The organism is Streptomyces sp. NPDC007896, from assembly GCF_042959425.1.
GTDB lineage: Bacteria > Actinomycetota > Actinomycetes > Streptomycetales > Streptomycetaceae > Streptomyces.
Genome location: NZ_JBIBKX010000020.1, coordinates 19,903 through 35,439 on the forward strand (window position 1 = coordinate 19,903; position 15,537 = coordinate 35,439).

The window sequence follows — 15,537 nt, forward strand, 5'->3', positions numbered from 1 at the left end:
CGGGTCTGTACGACTCGCCCGTCCCGGCCACCCGGAGCTGATCCCCCGCGCGCCGGTGGGCCGGGAACGGCTCAGCCGACCGTCCCGGTGGGCGAGGGGGAGCCGCCGGCGGGCGGGGTGAGCACGGCGGTCGGCTCACCCGGCGCGGGCGCGGGCGGCGTGAGATCGGAGGCGGGCAGCTTCGGCGGGGTGGTCTGCTGGAACAGCACCTGATCGAAGTTGACCAGTCCGGTCTTCTCCATCACGGTGATGTGGTCCAGCACGGTGGTGTTGGCCTGGTCGGCCAGCTGGCGGACCAGCGAGTTCTCGGTGGTGGACCGGATCTTGGCGACGGTGTTGAAGATCGAACCGTGGGTCACCCGCAGGATGTTGGCGAAGTCGGTGTCGAACTGCTTGCCGGTGTCGCCGCTCAGGGTCGACACGAAGCCCTGCTGCTGAGGAGACGGCTTGTTGGGGATGGTGATGCCGAGTGCGGCGGCGACCTTGCGGTCTGTCTCGTCCAGCGCGGCATGGCCCCTGACCAGGTGGTCACCGGCGGTCCTGACCGCCGGGGTGGTGCCCTTCTGAAGACCCAGCATCCCCACGGGGTACTCCCACAGTCCGGCCGCCCGCACCTTGACGACGAAGTCGCGGTCGGCCTCGGTCAGCGGGCCCGTCGAGGTCTGGGCGATGATGCGGTTCTGGGCAGTGGACGTGGTTTGCAGACCGAGCATCGCCGGGTAGGCGAGCGCGGCGAGAGTCATGACCAACGCACCTGCCACGAAGACGGTTCCTGCGGTTCGTGCAATGCGCATTGAGCCTCCTGGCGGGGCGACGGCCCGGAGCATGACGCTCCGGTGAGCCGCTCGGTGGATCCGGTGCGTGGATCCGGTACGGGTGTTTCGGACGCCCACCTGTACGGCTGCGCGGGTCGGAGAAACCTCTAGGGAAAGTAAAATCCGTGCCGCCACCCGCACAGTCGCGAACCGCTGAGACACCGTCTCATCGGCCGTGATGCCGCTCAGCCACGGTCCCGAGCGGCCCTGAACCGGGCCAGTCCGTCGGAGAGTTCGACGACGGGGTCCGGGTAGTCGTACGCGGCGCGCTCCAGGCCCTGGAGTTTCCAGGGTTCGTGCACGGCGCCGCCCGCGAGCCCCGCCAGCTCCGGCACCCAGCGCCGGACGTACTCCCCGTCCGGGTCGTACCGTTTGGCCTGTGTCACCGGATTGAGTACACGGCCCGGCCGCGAGTCCGTGCCCGTTCCGGCCATCCACTGCCAGTTGAGCTGGTTGTTCGCGACATCGCCGTCCACCAGCAGGTCCAGGAAGTGCCGTGCCCCGATCCGCCAGTCCACGTACAGCGTCTTGGTGAGGAAGCTGGCGGCCAGCAGTCGTGCCCGGTTGTGCATCCAGCCCTCATGGCGCAGTTGGCGCATCGCCGCGTCGACGACCGGATAGCCGGTACGTCCTTCCTTCCACGCCTGGATGTCCTCGCGCGCCGTCCTCCCCGAGCGCCAACGGTCGTGCTTGGTGCGGTAGTCGGCGACGGCCGCGTCCGGCCGGGCGGCGAGCACCTGGTGGTGGAAGTCCCGCCAGGCCAGTTGGCGTACGAACGCCTCGGCGCCCGGGCCGCCCGCCGCGCGCGCCCGGTGCACGAGTTCGACCGGGGAGAGGGTGCCGAAGTGCAGATGGGGAGAGAGCCGGGAGGTGGCGTCGCCCGGCAGGTCGTCATGGCCGTCCTCGTACGAGACGATCCCCGCCCGCAGCCAGGCCGCGAGCCGCCTCCTGCCCTCCCGCTCGCCGCCCCGCGCCAGCCCCTGCGACAGCCCGGACAGGCCCCTGCGCGAGGGGATCTCCTCCGAGCCGACGCCGTCCGGCACCCGGATCGCCCGGGGCGCGGCGACCGTGTTGCGCAGCGGCTCCTGAGACCAGCGCCGGAAGTACGGTGTGAACACGGCGAAGTGGTCCGAGTTGGATGGTGTGACCGCGCCGGGCGCGAGCGCGGTGATCACGGCGTCGTGGACGTGCAGCCGACACCCCTCGCCCTCCAGAGCGGTGCGCAGCCGCTCCTCACGGCGGCGGGCGTAGGCGCTCACCCCCGCGGCCATGTGCACCTCGTCGGCGTCCGCCTCGGCGACCACCTTGCACACCTGCGCGACGACATCGCCGGAGCGCACCACGAGTCGGCCGCCGCGCTCCCGGAGTCCGGCGTCCAGGTCCGCCAGACAGTCCGCGAGGAACGCCATGCGGTTGGGCGCCGTGAACCCCGCTTCGGCGACGGCGTCGTCCCGTACGAACAGGGGCACCAGCGCGGCCGAGCCGCCCTGCGCCGCGCGCAGCGCCGGATGGTCGTGCAGACGCAGGTCCGAGGTGAACAGGACGACCGAGATGCTCATGGTGTGACTCCGGGACAGGGGACGTGGTGCTGCGACAGGGCGGCGACGAGAGTGCGGACATGACTGCTTCGGGCCCGCGGTCCCTCGCGGATGCGGGTATCGGCGAGGGATGCGGGACTCAGTGGGAGTGGGAGTGGGACGCCACGGCGGGCTGCCGTGCCCCGCCCGGTACGTCGGCCTTGGCCGCCGCCTTGGCGATGTTGCGGGCCATGCCGCCGAACACGACGGCGTGGAAGGGCGAGATGCTCCACCAGTAGGCGTGTCCCAGCAGGCCGTGCGGATGGAACAGGGCCCGTTGCCGGTACCGGGACCGGCCTTCGGTGCCGGCCTCGGCGTACATCTCCAGCCAGGCGAGGCCCGGCAGCCGCATTTCGGCGCGCAGCCGCAGCAGACGGCCTGGCTCGATCTCCTCGACGCGCCAGAAGTCGAGCGAGTCGCCCACACGCAGCCGGGCGGCGTCGCGCCGTCCGCGCCGCAGGCCGACACCGCCCACCAGCCGGTCCAGCCGGCCGCGGAGCGCCCAGGCCGGCGGGAAGGAGTACCAGCCGTTCTCACCGCCGATGCCCTCGATCACCCGCCACAGCGCCCCGGGCGGCGCGTCCACGATCCGTTCGCGTTGATCGGTGTAGAGACTGCCGCCCGCCCAGTGGGGGTCGGTGGGGAGGGGATCACTGGGCGCGCCGGGCACGGAGGCCGACGACCACCGGGTGGTGACCTGGGCGTCCCGCACCCGTTGCAGGGCCAGCGACACCGCCTTGTCGAAGCCGAACGGACGCCCCGGGGGATCGGGGACGTACCGGACGATGTCGTGTTCGTGGCAGACGACCTCGTGACGCAGCGATTCGGTGAGCGGGCGCGCGATGGACGCGGGCACCGGGGTGACGAGGCCGACCCAGTGGCTGGAGAGCCCGGGGGTCAGCACCGGCACGGGCAGGATCAGCCTGCGCGGCAGCCCGGCGACGGCGGCGTACCGCTGCATCATCTCCAGATAGGTCAGGATCTCGGGACCGCCGATGTCGAAGGCACGGTTGACCTCGGCGGGCATCCGCGCGCTGCCGACCAGGGTGCGCAGCACGTCCCGTACGCCGATCGGCTGGATCCGGGTGCGCACCCAGCGGGGCGTGACCATGACCGGGAGGCGTTCGGTGAGGTAGCGGAGCATTTCGAAGGAGGCCGAGCCGGAGCCGATGATCACGGCCGCGCGCAGAACCGTGGTCGGCACGCCCGACTCCAGCAGGATGCGGCCGACCTCGGCGCGCGACCTGAGGTGGGGCGAGAGACGCTCTTCGGGGACACCCGCCGGGGTCAGGCCGCCCAGGTAGACGATCCTGCTCACCCCGGCGGCGCGGGCCTGCTCACCGAAGACGCGGGCCGCCTTCCGGTCGGTCTCCTCGAAGTCATGGCCCGTGCCCAGGGCGTGCACCAGGTAGTACGCGACGTCGATGCCGCGCAGCGCCTCGGCGACCGAGCCGGCGTCCGTGACGTCGCCGCGCACCACCTCCGCGTCGCCCGCCCACGGGTAGTCCCGCAGCTTGGCGGGGGAGCGGGCGAGACACCGCACGCGGTGCCCCGCCTCCAGCAGCTCGGGGACCAGCCGGCCGCCGATGTAGCCGGTGGCACCGGTCACCAGACAGCGCGGGGCGGGGCGGGGATCGTCGTCGCTCATGGGTCCCTCCGTCCTTCGTCGGGCCACCCCCTTGCCGAGTTCCCTCCCTCATCTCTTCCACTCGAACACGGCGGTCGGATGCGCCTGGCGGAGTCTTTAGGGACATGTCCGGGTGAATCGCGGGCAGGCGGGAGAACACGAGAGTCCGAGGTCACGGCTGGAGGTGTCTGCCGGTATGGGCACGAAGGTGTTGGAGCGGTTTCCCGCGGGAGGTCCGCGCGGATCCTGGACGGCGGAGGAGTACGCGGCCCGGCGCCGCACCGAGGGGCAGCCCGCGACGGTGGTGATGGATCTGAAGTCGGACGCCTTCCTCGTGGTGGTGCCGGTCGGCGACGAGGACTGAACGACCCCGGTCAGGGCCGATCCGACAGGTGGCCGCCGAGCTCCGCCGCCCTGCGTACGAATGCCTCGTGCAGGTCGTGGGCGGCACGCGGCACCGAGTCCGCCTGGCGGCGCCGCAGCATCAGCAGGACCCGTGTCGTGTCGTCCGTGAGCGGCCGGTGGGTGATCGCGCCACACCGCTCGAGGGGATCCCCGAGCACACTGAAATCGGGCAGGACCGTCGCGCCCAGCCCCTCGGCGACCATGAGCTTGCCCATCTCGGCACCGTCGGTCGTGTACGAGAGGGCCGGACCGCGGCCCTCCAGGAGCCGGTGGAGATAGCGGTGCATGACGTACCCGGAGCGCATGGCGATCAGCGCCTCGCGTCCGTCCAGCAGGTCCGCCGCCGACACCGCGGCGAGTGAGGCGAGCGGACTGTCCGGACGCAGGCACACCACCGGTCGGCCGCGCAGCAGTTCGGTGGTCTCGAAGTCGGCGGGCAGGTCGTCGCCGTCGAGATGGTTCACCAGGCCCAGGTCGAGGCCGCCCTCCGACAGGGCCCGGTGGATCTCCGTCTGCTGGGCGCCGACCACCTCCACCTGCGTCAGCGGATGCACCGCACGGAATTCCCGGACCGTCGGGATGAGCAGGGGCACCGTCGCCGCGTTCACCGTGCCGACGCGGACCATCCGGCTGATGCGGTGCTGCTCGCCGGCCGCGCCGCGCAGCCGGTCCACCGCGTCCAGCACGTTGATGATGTGGGGCAGCAGCTCCCGCCCCTCGGCGCTCATCCGTGCGCCGGATCGCTTGCGCTCCAGCAGATCGACGCCGAGTTCGCGCTCCAGGTTCCGCACGGTCTCGCTCAACGCAGGCTGGGAGAGGTGGAGTTCCTCGGCTGCCCGGCGCAGCGAGCCGAGCCGGGTGACCGCCGCGATGTATTCCAGTTGCTCTGTCCGCACGCCAGCAGAATGCGGTCCATTTCACGGCCTGTTCAAGGGTTTCCCTGTCATACGTTCGTGAAATTCGGTGGTCCGCGATACGAGACCGGTCGGGTTTTCCTTGACTGCCCTCGCGGCCGGCTGCCACGATCGACGGCATGATGATGCGACTGGACCTCACGCGGCGACGCCACGTCGACCTCGCGCGCGTCTCCAGCGCCTCCTGTTGCACCGCGGCCTGAGTCCCCGGATCCGCCGCACCTCATCGGCCCCACCGCTGTCGTCGGACAGCCGTGTGCGGCGTTCCCACAGCACCGCCTGAATTCCGCGATCCCGCGCGCCGTCCTGAACGCGCCCCCTGAATTCGGCGTACCCGAAATCCGCAACAGGAGTTCCGCATGTCCGCAGCGCCCGCGAAATCGTCTCCCAGGCCGACCACGAGGCCGTCGAGGGCTTCGGCGCCGCCGTGAAGCAGGCAGGACAGTCCACCGCCGACGGCAAGGGCATCTGGCAGGACTCAAGCTTCGAGGACCTCATCCAGTACAACGACGGTTTCCGTACCGGCCTGATCGGCACCCCCGAGCAGATCGCCGAACGGATCGTCGCCTACAAGCGGCTCGGCGTCGACCTCTTCCTCCTCGGCTTCCTCCACTACCACGAGGAGGTGGAGTACTTCGGCCGCCGGGTGCTGCCCCTGGTGCGCGAGCTGGAGGCGCGAGCGGACACCGAGCCCGCGGCCGTCCCCGCGCACGCCTGAGCCCGTTCCCCACTCCGCGCCCGCCGCACCCACCCCTGCGCTTGTTCCCGAAAGAGGACCCCATGGCCACCGTCCTGTCCGTCTCCGGCAGTCCGTCCGTCTCCTCCCGTACCGCGAAGCTCCTGCGCCATCTGGACACCCGGCTGGCCGCGCAGGGGCATGAGGTGATCCCGCTCGACGTCCGCACGATCCCCGCCGAGGCCCTGCTCGGCGCCGACTTCAAGCACCCCGCCATCGTCGAGGCGACCGAACTCTTCGCCCGCGCCGACGGCGTGGTCATCGGCACCCCCGTCTACAAGGCCGCCTACTCCGGCGTCCTCAAGGCCCTGCTCGACCTGCTCCCGCAGTACGCCCTCACCGGAAAGACCGTGCTGCCGCTCGTCACCGGCGGCAGCACCGCGCATGTCCTCGCCCTCGACTACGCCCTGCGCCCGGTCCTCAACTCCATGGGTGCCGCGCACATCGTCCAGGGCTGGTTCACCCTGGACAAGGACATCATCACGGGCGAGGACGGCGGTATCACCGTCGCCCCGGCCACGGCCGAGGCCCTCACGCAGGTGGTCGACCAGTTCTCGGCGGCCCTCGGCAGCGCGCCCCTGCTGGCCGCGGCGGGCTGACACGATGTCCGCCAAAGTGATCGCCGACGACATCGAGGCCCTGGCCGTCGCCGCCGCGCTCGCCGAGGAGTTCTGCGCCGGTGCCTCGGCGCGGGACTCCGAACGGCGGCTCCCGCGCGAGGAGTTGGACCGCCTCTCCGCCTCCGGACTGCTCGCCGTCACGGTGCCCGCCGAGCACGGCGGGGCGGATGTCCGGCAGGAGACCCTCGCGGAGGTGTTCCGGCTGCTGGCCTCGGCCGACGCCAGCCTCGCCCAGATCCCGCAGAACCACTTCGTGTACGTGAACGTGCTGCGCCGCCAGGGCACCTTGGAGCAGCAGACGTTCTTCTTCGGCGAGGTACTGGCCGGGCGCCGCTTCGGCAACGCCCAGTCGGAGGCGGGCACCCGGCACATCCAGGACATCCGTACCCGCCTGGACCCCGGGCCTGACGGCTCGTACGTCCTCACCGGCGTCAAGCACTACTCCACCGGCGCGCTCTTCGCCGACTGGATCCCCGTCCTCGCCCGCGCCGGCGACGACAACCTGCACGTCGCCTACGTGCCCCGCGGCGCCGAGGGGGTCACGGTCGTCGACGACTGGGACGGCATGGGCCAGCGTACGACGGCCAGCGGCACCGTCCGCCTCGACGCCGTGCACGTGCCCGCCGACCGTGTCGTCCCCCATCACCTCACCTTTCGGGGTCCCCAACTCCACGGAGCCATCGCCCAGTTGTTGCACGCCGCCATCGACGCCGGGATCGCCGCGGGCGCGCTGGCCGAGGCCGCCGAGTTCGTCCGCTCCAAGAGCCGGCCCTGGTTCGAGAGCGGCTTCGACACGGCGGCCGAGGACCCGCTCCTCATCCAGCGGTTCGGTGAACTCGCCGTCCAGGTACGGGCGTCCGAGGCGCTGCTCGGTGCCGCGGCCCGCACGGTCGACGCGGCCCGCGACGAGCTGACCGAGGACTCGGCGGCCGAGGCGTCCATCGCGGTGGCCGCCGCGAAGGTGCACACCTCCGCCACCGCCGTGGAGGTGGCGGGCGCCCTCTTCGAGCTGTCCGGCACCCGTTCCGCCCTCAACTCGCTCAATCTGCACCGGCATTGGCGCGACGCCCGCACCCACACCCTGCACGACCCGGCCCGCTGGAAGATCCAGCACATCGGCCGATACGTGCTGGGGGGCACCAAACCACCCCGCCACGGCCTGCTGTAACCCCACTCGCACCTCGGCCCCCCATGATCGGAGAACGCGCCCGTGTCCCTCACCTTCCACTGGTTCCTGCCCACCAACGGCGACAGCCGCCATGTCGTCGGCGGCGGTCACGGCACCCCCGCCACGGCCTTCGGCCGGAACCGGCCGCCGACGGTCGCCTATCTGAGCCAGATCGCCCGCGCCGCCGAGGACCTGGGCTTCGTCGGCGCGCTCACCCCCACCGGCGCCTGGTGCGAGGACGCCTGGCTGACCACCGCCATGGTCAGCCAGAACACCGAACGGCTGAAGTTCCTGGTCGCCTTCCGGCCCGGCTTCGTCTCACCCACGCTCGCCGCGCAGATGGCGTCCACCTTCCAGCGGCAGACCGGCGGCCGGCTGCTCCTCAACGTGGTCACGGGCGGCGAGAGCCACGAACAGCGTGCCTACGGCGACTTCCTCGACAAGGACGCCCGCTACCGCCGTACCGGCGAATTCCTGCAGATCGTGCGGGACCTGTGGGAGGGCAAGACCGTCGACCTCTCCGGGGAACACCTCCAGGTGGAGGACGCCAGGCTGGCCCGGGTCCCCGACCCGGTCCCCGAGGTCTACTTCGGCGGCTCCTCACCCATCGCCGGCGAGATCGCCGCCCGACACGTCGACGTCTACCTCACCTGGGGCGAACCGCCTGCCCAGGTCGCCGAGAAGATCGCCTGGGTACGGGGGCTGGCGGCGAAGGAAGGGCGCACCGTCCGCTTCGGCATCCGGCTGCACGTCATCACGCGCGACACCGCCGAACAGGCCTGGGCCGAGGCCCACAAACTCCTGGACGGCTTCGACCCGGACACCGTGAAGTCCGTCCAGGCGGGCCTGGCCCGCAGTGAGTCGGAGGGGCAGCGGCGCATGCTCGCCCTCCACGGCGGCAACCGCGAGGACCTGGAGATCCACCCCAACCTGTGGGCCGGCATCGGCCTCGTCCGCGGCGGCGCGGGCACCGCTCTGGTCGGCAGCCACGACGAGGTCGCCGAGCGGATCAAGGAGTACCACGCCCTCGGCATCGACGAGTTCGTCCTCTCCGGCTATCCGCACCTGGAGGAGGCGTACTGGTTCGGCGAGGGCGTGCTGCCGCGTCTGGCCGCGCAGGGCCTGTGGCAGCACCCGTTCGCGCCGACGTCCGCCCCCGCCGCGCAGGTGCCCTTCACGAGCTGAGCGGGCCGAACGAACCGGGCGGGCCGAACGAATCGGGCGAGCCGAGCGAACCGGGCGGGCCGAACGAACCGGGCGGGCCGAACGAATCGGGCGAGCCGAGCGCACCGAGGTGGGCGGCGCGCACCTGGGCGGTCTGCCCCTGCACCAGCAGGAACATCCCCTCGCGTGCCAGCCGCTGCGCCGGGCTGCCCAGGTCCATCGCACGCCCGCCACCGGCCACGACCGCCGCGGTCGTGGCCGCGCGCATGACGTCGTACGCCCGCGTCTTGACCGCCAGCCGTTCCGCGATCCGCTCGGTGGGCACCGGGTGGTCGGCGAGCTCGTACGCCTGCCGTCGGACCTCGTCGAGGCGGGCGCGCAGCACCTGTCCGGTCTCCTTCGCCGCGGGATCGCCGTCCAGCAGGTCGAGCGCCGACGCGGTGATCCCGAAGACGGCCGGTGAGGCGTTGGTGTTCTTGGGGCGGTCGGTGACCGCCCAGGTCTCGTACGGCGTGCGCAGGGCCACGGCGTCGTCCGGGAGCCACAGCCCGTCCAGCTCCAGGGACACCGTGCGCGAGGCGGTGAGCGCCGCCAGCCGCATCGGCGGCGAAGGCCGCAGCCCAGGCTGCTCACGCGCCTCGGTGAACGCGAACAGCGCCTCGTCCGCGTCCGTCACCCCGGCGAGCAGCATCACGTCGTTCAGTCCCCAGCCGGTGTACCAGGGGACCGTCCCGTCGAAGCGCCAGCCGCCACGCTCACGGGTGACCCGGACGGGGATCCGCGGGTAGGCCCGCAGTTGCGCGTACGCGACCCCGGACAACAGCTCCCCACCCGCAAGCGGGCCCAACAACCGTTCCCGCGCCGCGCGCTCACCCTTCGCCAGGGTCAGCACCGGAGTGTGGTGCTGGGTCTGCACGAACCAGGTCGAGCAGCACGCCCCGGCCAGGATCTCGGCGGTCTCACGGACCACCGCGGCGGGCGCGGCCGACCCGCCGTAGGCCACCGGCGCGCTCACCCCGAGCAGCCCCGACCGCTTGACCGCCTCGATGCTGCTCTTCGGCACGCCCTCCTGGTCCACGCGCTCCGCCCGTGGGGCCAGCACCTCGGCCGCCAGCCGCCTGGCGGCCGTGACGAGCGGATGCGGTGGGGTGGTCATCGAAAAAATCTCCCGCGGTTGTCGTGTCGTGTGTCGATCCGGCCGTCTCCCGTTCGTGTAGTCAGTGAAAGACCACCCGAGAACGAGTCGAGAACGACACGGCCGAGGAGCACACATCATGAAGTACTACCTGCTGAGCGTGATGCAGCCGCCCGGCGAGCCGCCCGCGCCCGAGATCCTGGAAGAGATCATGCACAATCTCGACGTCTTCCACGCCGAGCTGCGCGAGGCCGGTGCGTGGGTGTTCGCCGGGGGACTGCACGGACCGGAGACCGCCACCGTGGTGCGCGCCAAGGACGGCGACGTGCTCGTCACCGACGGCCCGTACACCGAGAGCAAGGAGTACCTGGGCGGGATCTGCCTGATCAAGGCACCCGACCTCGACGCGGCGCTCGAATGGGGCCGCAAGGCGACACTGGCGACCACACTCCCCATCGAGGTGCGGCCCTTCATGGGAGAAGCCGAGGACGGATGACCTCGAACGCCGACGTCGAGGCCGTGTTCCGTGCCGAATACGGCCGCGCGGTCGCCGTCCTCGTCCGCTTCCTCGGCGACATCGACCTCGCCGAGGAAGCGGTCCAGGACGCCTTCACCACCGCCCTGCGGAAGTGGCCGGAGTCGGGCATACCGCCCAGCCCGGCCGGGTGGATCATCACCACCGCGCGCAACCGCGCCGTCGACCGGCTGCGCCGCGAGTCCACGCGCGAGGCCCGGCACGCCGAGGCGGAGCGGCTGTACGCCCGGGACGAACCGGCCGAGGAGGGCCCCGTGCGCGACGACCGGCTCCGCCTGATCTTCACCTGCTGCCACCCCGCGCTCGCCACCCAGGCCCAGGTCGCTCTCACCCTGCGCCTCCTCGGCGGTCTGACCACGCCGCAGATCGCCCGCGCCTTCCTCGTGCCCGAGCCCACCATGGCCCAGCGGATCGTCCGGGCCAAGGCCAAGATCCGCGACGCCCGCATCCCGTACCGCATCCCGCGCGACGCGGACCTTCCGGACCGTGTCAGGGGGGTGCTCGCGGTCGTCTACCTCATCTTCAACGAGGGCTACGGCGGCCGGGAGGACCTCTGTGCCGAAGCCGTCCGGCTCGGCCGCCTTCTCGTCGAGCTGATGCCGGACGAGCCCGAGGCCCTCGGCCTGCTCGCGCTGATGCTCCTCATCGAGTCGCGCCGGCCCGCCCGCGCCACACCGGGCGGCGACCTGATCCTCCTCTCCGACCAGGACCGCTCCCGGTGGGACCGCGATCTCATCACCGTGGGACAGACGCTCGTACGCCGCTGTCTGCGCCGCAACCGGCCGGGTCCGTACCAGATCCAGGCCGCGATCAACGCCGTACACAGCGACGCCCCGACCGCGGCCGCCACGGACTGGGGCCAGATCCTCCAGCTCTACGACCAGCTGGCCGCGCTCGCCCCGAGCCCGGTGGTCGCCCTCAACCGGGCCGTCGCCGTCGCCGAGGTCGAGGGCCCGGAGCAGGCACTCGCCCTCGTCGAGGCGCTCGACCTGGACGGCTACCACGCCTTCCACGCCGTACGGGCGGACCTGTTGCGCCGCCTGGGCCGGCACACAGCGGCCGCAGGGGCGTACGAGGCGGCCATCGCGCTGACCGACAGCGCACCGGAGCGCGCCTACCTCGAACGAGCCCGCGCGGCACTGCCACGACGCTGAGCGGCGCCTGTACGAAGCCGGGCGCCGCGCGCAGGAGACCGAGCGGTGCCCGTACGAGCCGGGCAGCGCTCGCGGTCACACGCTGAGCGCCTCCCGTACCGACCGCTCGGCCTCCTGCCCGCCCTCGCCCGACGAGGTGACCCGGCCCGCCTCCAGGACGTAGTACCGCTGCGCCGCCCGCATCGCGAAACCGACGTGCTGCTCGACCAGCAGGACCGAGAGCCCGCCACGGGCGGCCAGGGCGAGGATCGTCTCCTCGATCTCGGCGACGACCGAGGGCTGGATGCCCTCGGTGGGCTCGTCGAGGAGCAGGATCCGAGGGCCCGTCACCAGGGCACGGGCGATGGCGAGTTGCTGGCGCTGACCGCCCGAGAGCAGCCCGGCCCGGCGGTTCGACAGGTTCCTCAGCGCCGGGAACAGATCCAGCGCCTCGGCGAGCGCCTCCTTGCCGCGCCTGCGCCCGTCCGCGACCAGTTGGAGGTTCTCGGCGGTCGTGAGGTGCGGGAAGGCCTGCTGGCCCTGGGGGACGTACGCCATGCCGCGCGCCACCCGCTCGTGCGGCTTGCGGCGGGTGATGTCCTCACCGTCGAGACGGACGTGGCCGCTCTGTGGGGTGAGCAGTCCGACGGCGGCGCGCAGCAGGGTGCTCTTGCCCGCGCCGTTGTGTCCGAGTACGGCTGTCACCGCGTCGCGCGGGACCTCGACACGGACGCCGTGCAGGACGGTACCGCGGTGGTAGCCGACGCGTACGTCGTCGATCTCCAGCATCACGTCAGGCCTCCTGTACGGCGGTCGGTTGGGACACGCTCGTCGTGGTGTCCTCGCTGATCTCGCTGTCTTCGGTGGCCGCGTGTCCGAGGTAGACCTCCTGCACCTTCGGATCCGCCTGCACCTTTGTCACCGTCCCCTCGCTGAGCACCTTGCCCGCGTGCAGCACGCTGACGCTGCGCGCGAAGGAGCGCATGAAGTCCATGTCGTGCTCGATGACGACCACGGTCCGCTCCCGGCTGATGCGCCGCAACAGCTCGCCGGTGGCCTGCCGTTCGTCGTGGCTCATGCCGGCCACCGGCTCGTCGAGCAGCAGCAGCCGGACGTCCTGGACGAGCAGCATGCCGATCTCCAGCCACTGTTTTTGGCCGTGCGCGAGGGTTCCGGCGAGGCTGCCCGCGAGGTCCGTCAGGCCCACCGTCTCCAGGGCGCGCGCGACGGACTCCGGTACGCCCTTGCGGCGCCGCAGCATGGTGAGCGTGCCGCGGCCCGCGCCCGCCGCGATGTCCAGGTTCTGCAGGACCGTCAGCTCCTCGAAGACGGTGGCCGTCTGGAAGGTGCGGCCGATTCCCGAGCGGGCGATGCGGTGCACGCTGCGGCCGAGGATGTCCTCGCCCCCGAAGCGCACCGACCCCTCCGCCTTCACCAGGCCGGTGACGGCGTCGACCAGGGTCGTCTTGCCCGCGCCGTTCGGTCCGATGAGGAAGCGCAGATCGCCGGGGCCGACGTCGAGGTCCACTCCGTCGACGGCCGTGAAACCGTCGAAGGACACGCGCAGTCCCCGTATCTCCAGTCCCGAGAGTCCGGTGTCCGTCCGGGGCTCGGGGGTCGTCGGATCCGTCATGCCGCTTCTCCCTCCGGCGCCCTGCTCGCCCTGCGCCGCCGGACGATCCCCACCAGTGAGGCGAGGCCGCCCGGCAGGAAGGCCAGGGCCACGATGAACAGCAGTCCCTGGAAGTAGGTCCAGGCCGCGGGGAACTCCTCGGACAGCGCGGTTCTGGCCCAGGCGACCGCGATCGCGCCGAGCACCGCGCCCACCAGGCTCGCCCGGCCGCCGACCGCGGCGCCGATCACGAGTTCGATGGACGGCACGATCCCGATCAGCGCGGGGGAGATGATGCCCACCGCGGGCACGAACAGGGCGCCCGCGAGTCCGGCCATGCCCGCCGCGACGACGTACGCGACGAGCTTCACGTTCGCCGGGTTGTAGCCGAGGAAGCGCACCCGCTCCTCCGAGTCCCGTACGGCGACCAGGAGTTCGCCGTACCGGCTGTGGATGAGCTGGCGGGCCAGGGCGATCAGGAGCAGCAGGACGGCGGCGATGACGAAGTACACCATCCGCTGGTTGACCGGGTCGTCGAGGTCGTAGCCGAAGAAGCCCTGGATGTCGGTGAGTCCGTTGGTGCCGCCGGTCGTGGCCTGCTGGCCGACCAGCCAGATCGCGAAGGCCGCGGCGAGCGCCTGGCTGAGGATCGCGAAGTACGCGCCCTTGACCCGGCGCCGGAAGACGAACGAGCCGAGGATCGCGGCGACGGCCATCGGCAGCAGCACGGTCGCCGCGAGGGCGAAGACCGGGTTGGCGAACGGCCGCCACCACCAGGGAAGTTCGGTGGCGGTGCCGTACAGCTGCATGAAGTCGGGGACCTGGCCGGGACCCGCGTCCGCGATCTTCAGATGCATCGCCATGGCATAGCCGCCCAGCCCGAAGAACACCCCCTGCCCGAGTGTCAGCAGTCCGCCGCGGCCCCAGGCCAGACAGATGCCGACCGCGACCATCGCGGTGCACAGGTACTTGGCGAGCAGCCCGAGCCGGAAGTCGGAGAGTGCGAGCGGGGCGACGGCGAAGAGCGCGACGGCGGCCGCGGCGAATCCGGCCGCGGGACGCAGGAAGGTCAACCGGCCTTTCGGGGACCGGAGTTGCTTCACCGATGGGGCATGAGGAGTGGTGGTCGTCATACGAGACTCCTCGTCCGCACGGTGTACAGGCCCTGGGGCCGCCACTGGAGGAACGCGACGATCGCCACGAGGACCAGTACCTTCGCGACGCTGACCGTGGTGGAGTACTCCAGCACGGACTGCAGCACACCCAGCACGAAGGCGACGATGACGCTGCCCTTGAGCTGTCCGATGCCGCCGACCACGATCACCAGGAAGGCGTCGATGATGACGTTGGTGCCCATCGTGGGCCCGATCGGACCGACGAGTGTCAGCGCGACCCCGGCGATCCCGGCCAGGCCGGACCCGATGAAGAACGCGGTGCGGTCGACACGGCCGGTGGAGATGCCGGACACCTCGGCGAGGTCCCGGTTCTGCACGACCGCACGGATACGCCGCCCGAGTGGGGTCAGCCGCAGGGTGAGCGACAGGGCGACCACCGCCGCGACCGCCAGCCCCAGGATGAACAGGCGGCTGTTCGCGAAGGTGAGCGGGTCGTCGCCGCCGATGACGGTGATGTTCCCGGTGAGGACGTCCGGCGCACGGGTCTGCACATTGGGCGCGCCGAAGATGTCCCGCGCGAGCTGCTGGAGCATCAGGGAGACACCCCAGGTGACCAGCAGGGTGTCCAGGGGACGCAGATAGAGCCGGCGGATGAGCAGCCATTCGAGCAGCGCGCCGAGGGCACCCGAGACGAGGAAGGCGACGGGCAGCGCGACGATCAGCGAGAGACCCGCGCCGGCGATGGACTTCTGGAGGACGTACGTGGTGTAGGCGCCGGCCATGATGAACTCGCCGTGGGCCATGTTGATGACGTTCATCTGGCCGAAGGTGAGCGACAGGCCGAGCGCGATGAGCAGCAGGACGGCACCGATGCTGACGCCGGTGAACATCTGCCCGAGGATCACGGTCATGGAGCGACTCCGGGGGACGGGACACGGGGGCCGCTCGTCATGGACGAGCTCTGTCGTGGTCGAAGCCCCC

Annotated in this window: 16 protein-coding genes and 1 pseudogene; 8 read left to right on the forward strand and 9 right to left on the reverse strand. The window is 71.5% G+C overall.

The annotated features are described in order from the left end of the window. Positions 1–71: 71 nt before the first annotated feature. From ACFZDJ_RS44280 to ACFZDJ_RS44290, 3 genes are all read right to left on the reverse strand, one after another. Positions 72–794: a DUF4142 domain-containing protein gene (locus tag ACFZDJ_RS44280; protein ID WP_248296385.1), complete on the reverse strand. Its 723-nt coding sequence runs from the start codon at positions 792–794 to the stop codon at positions 72–74. A gap of 206 nt (positions 795–1,000) precedes the next feature. Continuing rightward, positions 1,001–2,374, reverse strand: coding sequence for an FAD-binding domain-containing protein (locus ACFZDJ_RS44285; protein WP_391067866.1), 1,374 nt, complete (start codon positions 2,372–2,374; stop codon positions 1,001–1,003). Between the two features lie 118 nt (positions 2,375–2,492). Then, on the reverse strand, positions 2,493–4,040 hold the full coding sequence (locus tag ACFZDJ_RS44290) for a DUF2867 domain-containing protein (protein ID WP_391067869.1): 1,548 nt from the start codon (positions 4,038–4,040) through the stop codon (positions 2,493–2,495). Positions 4,041–4,215: 175 nt separating this feature from the next. Here ACFZDJ_RS44290 and ACFZDJ_RS44295 point away from each other — a divergent pair, with 175 nt between their 5' ends. Further along, the gene (locus tag ACFZDJ_RS44295; protein WP_165854173.1) at positions 4,216–4,383 is read left to right on the forward strand and encodes a hypothetical protein; all 168 of its coding nucleotides are present in this window, start codon (positions 4,216–4,218) and stop codon (positions 4,381–4,383) included. A gap of 10 nt (positions 4,384–4,393) precedes the next feature. On the opposite strand, the gene ACFZDJ_RS44300 is transcribed toward ACFZDJ_RS44295, so the two are convergent. After that, a complete protein-coding gene (locus ACFZDJ_RS44300; protein ID WP_391067872.1) occupies positions 4,394–5,320 on the reverse strand; it encodes a LysR substrate-binding domain-containing protein in 927 nt (308 codons plus the stop codon). Between the two features lie 143 nt (positions 5,321–5,463). Between ACFZDJ_RS44300 and ACFZDJ_RS44305 the strand changes: the two genes are divergently transcribed. The 5 genes and pseudogenes from ACFZDJ_RS44305 to ACFZDJ_RS44325 all read left to right on the forward strand — a co-directional run bounded on the left by ACFZDJ_RS44305 (position 5,464) and on the right by ACFZDJ_RS44325 (position 9,047). Next, a complete protein-coding gene (locus ACFZDJ_RS44305) occupies positions 5,464–5,541 on the forward strand; it encodes a putative leader peptide (RefSeq protein WP_351520955.1) in 78 nt (25 codons plus the stop codon). A 170-nt stretch (positions 5,542–5,711) separates the two neighbouring features. Beyond that, positions 5,712–6,056: pseudogene (locus ACFZDJ_RS44310) on the forward strand (dimethyl sulfone monooxygenase SfnG); the annotation flags it as partial. A gap of 62 nt (positions 6,057–6,118) precedes the next feature. Further along, on the forward strand, positions 6,119–6,673 hold the full coding sequence (ssuE, locus tag ACFZDJ_RS44315) for an NADPH-dependent FMN reductase (RefSeq protein WP_099939567.1): 555 nt from the start codon (positions 6,119–6,121) through the stop codon (positions 6,671–6,673). A gap of 4 nt (positions 6,674–6,677) precedes the next feature. Further along, entirely contained in the window at positions 6,678–7,862 is a 1,185-nt protein-coding gene (locus ACFZDJ_RS44320; RefSeq protein ID WP_391067875.1) for an SfnB family sulfur acquisition oxidoreductase, read from the forward strand. Positions 7,863–7,904: 42 nt separating this feature from the next. Continuing rightward, entirely contained in the window at positions 7,905–9,047 is a 1,143-nt protein-coding gene (locus ACFZDJ_RS44325; protein ID WP_384906575.1) for an LLM class flavin-dependent oxidoreductase, read from the forward strand. Here ACFZDJ_RS44325 and ACFZDJ_RS44330 read toward each other — a convergent pair. Continuing rightward, positions 9,037–10,182: an acyl-CoA dehydrogenase family protein gene (locus tag ACFZDJ_RS44330; RefSeq protein WP_391067879.1), complete on the reverse strand. Its 1,146-nt coding sequence runs from the start codon at positions 10,180–10,182 to the stop codon at positions 9,037–9,039. The two genes, ACFZDJ_RS44325 and ACFZDJ_RS44330, sit on opposite strands and share 11 nt — an antisense overlap. A 118-nt stretch (positions 10,183–10,300) precedes the next feature. Here ACFZDJ_RS44330 and ACFZDJ_RS44335 point away from each other — a divergent pair, with 118 nt between their 5' ends. Continuing rightward, positions 10,301–10,657 carry a YciI family protein gene (locus ACFZDJ_RS44335; protein WP_168505651.1) on the forward strand — a complete coding sequence of 119 codons (357 nt, stop codon included), beginning with the start codon at positions 10,301–10,303 and terminating at the stop codon, positions 10,655–10,657. Beyond that, positions 10,654–11,850 (forward strand): sigma-70 family RNA polymerase sigma factor, encoded by a 1,197-nt coding sequence (locus ACFZDJ_RS44340; protein ID WP_391067882.1) that lies wholly within the window; start codon positions 10,654–10,656, stop codon positions 11,848–11,850. Before ACFZDJ_RS44335 ends, ACFZDJ_RS44340 begins: the two co-directional genes overlap by 4 nt. 75 nt (positions 11,851–11,925) lie before the next feature. Here the strand turns inward: ACFZDJ_RS44340 and urtE are convergent, their stop codons facing one another. Genes urtE through urtB form a run of 4 tightly spaced genes read right to left on the reverse strand, consistent with a single transcriptional unit; the run spans position 11,926 to position 15,467 of the window. Next, a complete protein-coding gene (urtE, locus tag ACFZDJ_RS44345) occupies positions 11,926–12,618 on the reverse strand; it encodes an urea ABC transporter ATP-binding subunit UrtE (RefSeq protein WP_391068134.1) in 693 nt (230 codons plus the stop codon). A 4-nt stretch (positions 12,619–12,622) separates the two neighbouring features. Beyond that, complete coding sequence (gene urtD, locus ACFZDJ_RS44350; RefSeq protein WP_391067885.1) at positions 12,623–13,462, reverse strand: urea ABC transporter ATP-binding protein UrtD; 840 nt, start codon at positions 13,460–13,462, stop codon at positions 12,623–12,625. After that, positions 13,459–14,574 (reverse strand): urea ABC transporter permease subunit UrtC, encoded by a 1,116-nt coding sequence (gene urtC, locus ACFZDJ_RS44355; RefSeq protein ID WP_390933218.1) that lies wholly within the window; start codon positions 14,572–14,574, stop codon positions 13,459–13,461. The genes urtD and urtC overlap by 4 nt, the downstream gene beginning before the upstream one ends. Then, the gene (urtB, locus tag ACFZDJ_RS44360) at positions 14,571–15,467 is read right to left on the reverse strand and encodes an urea ABC transporter permease subunit UrtB (protein ID WP_391067888.1); all 897 of its coding nucleotides are present in this window, start codon (positions 15,465–15,467) and stop codon (positions 14,571–14,573) included. The genes urtC and urtB overlap by 4 nt, the downstream gene beginning before the upstream one ends. Positions 15,468–15,537 lie beyond the last annotated feature (70 nt).

Bases quoted from the DNA above. Each gene is read 5' to 3' on its own strand.
- ACFZDJ_RS44280 (WP_248296385.1), bottom strand. From the start codon at position 794: ATGCGCATTGCACGAACCGCAGGAACCGTCTTCGTGGCAGGTGCGTTG.
- ACFZDJ_RS44285 (WP_391067866.1), bottom strand. From the start codon at position 2,374: ATGAGCATCTCGGTCGTCCTGTTCACCTCGGACCTGCGTCTGCACGAC.
- ACFZDJ_RS44290 (WP_391067869.1), bottom strand. From the start codon at position 4,040: ATGAGCGACGACGATCCCCGCCCCGCCCCGCGCTGTCTGGTGACCGGT.
- ACFZDJ_RS44295 (WP_165854173.1), top strand. From the start codon at position 4,216: ATGGGCACGAAGGTGTTGGAGCGGTTTCCCGCGGGAGGTCCGCGCGGA.
- ACFZDJ_RS44305 (WP_351520955.1), top strand. From the start codon at position 5,464: ATGCGACTGGACCTCACGCGGCGACGCCACGTCGACCTCGCGCGCGTC.
- ssuE (WP_099939567.1), top strand. From the start codon at position 6,119: ATGGCCACCGTCCTGTCCGTCTCCGGCAGTCCGTCCGTCTCCTCCCGT.
- ACFZDJ_RS44320 (WP_391067875.1), top strand. From the start codon at position 6,678: ATGTCCGCCAAAGTGATCGCCGACGACATCGAGGCCCTGGCCGTCGCC.
- ACFZDJ_RS44330 (WP_391067879.1), bottom strand. From the start codon at position 10,182: ATGACCACCCCACCGCATCCGCTCGTCACGGCCGCCAGGCGGCTGGCG.
- ACFZDJ_RS44335 (WP_168505651.1), top strand. From the start codon at position 10,301: ATGAAGTACTACCTGCTGAGCGTGATGCAGCCGCCCGGCGAGCCGCCC.
- ACFZDJ_RS44340 (WP_391067882.1), top strand. From the start codon at position 10,654: ATGACCTCGAACGCCGACGTCGAGGCCGTGTTCCGTGCCGAATACGGC.
- urtE (WP_391068134.1), bottom strand. From the start codon at position 12,618: ATGCTGGAGATCGACGACGTACGCGTCGGCTACCACCGCGGTACCGTC.
- urtD (WP_391067885.1), bottom strand. From the start codon at position 13,462: ATGACGGATCCGACGACCCCCGAGCCCCGGACGGACACCGGACTCTCG.
- urtC (WP_390933218.1), bottom strand. From the start codon at position 14,574: ATGACGACCACCACTCCTCATGCCCCATCGGTGAAGCAACTCCGGTCC.
- urtB (WP_391067888.1), bottom strand. From the start codon at position 15,467: ATGACCGTGATCCTCGGGCAGATGTTCACCGGCGTCAGCATCGGTGCC.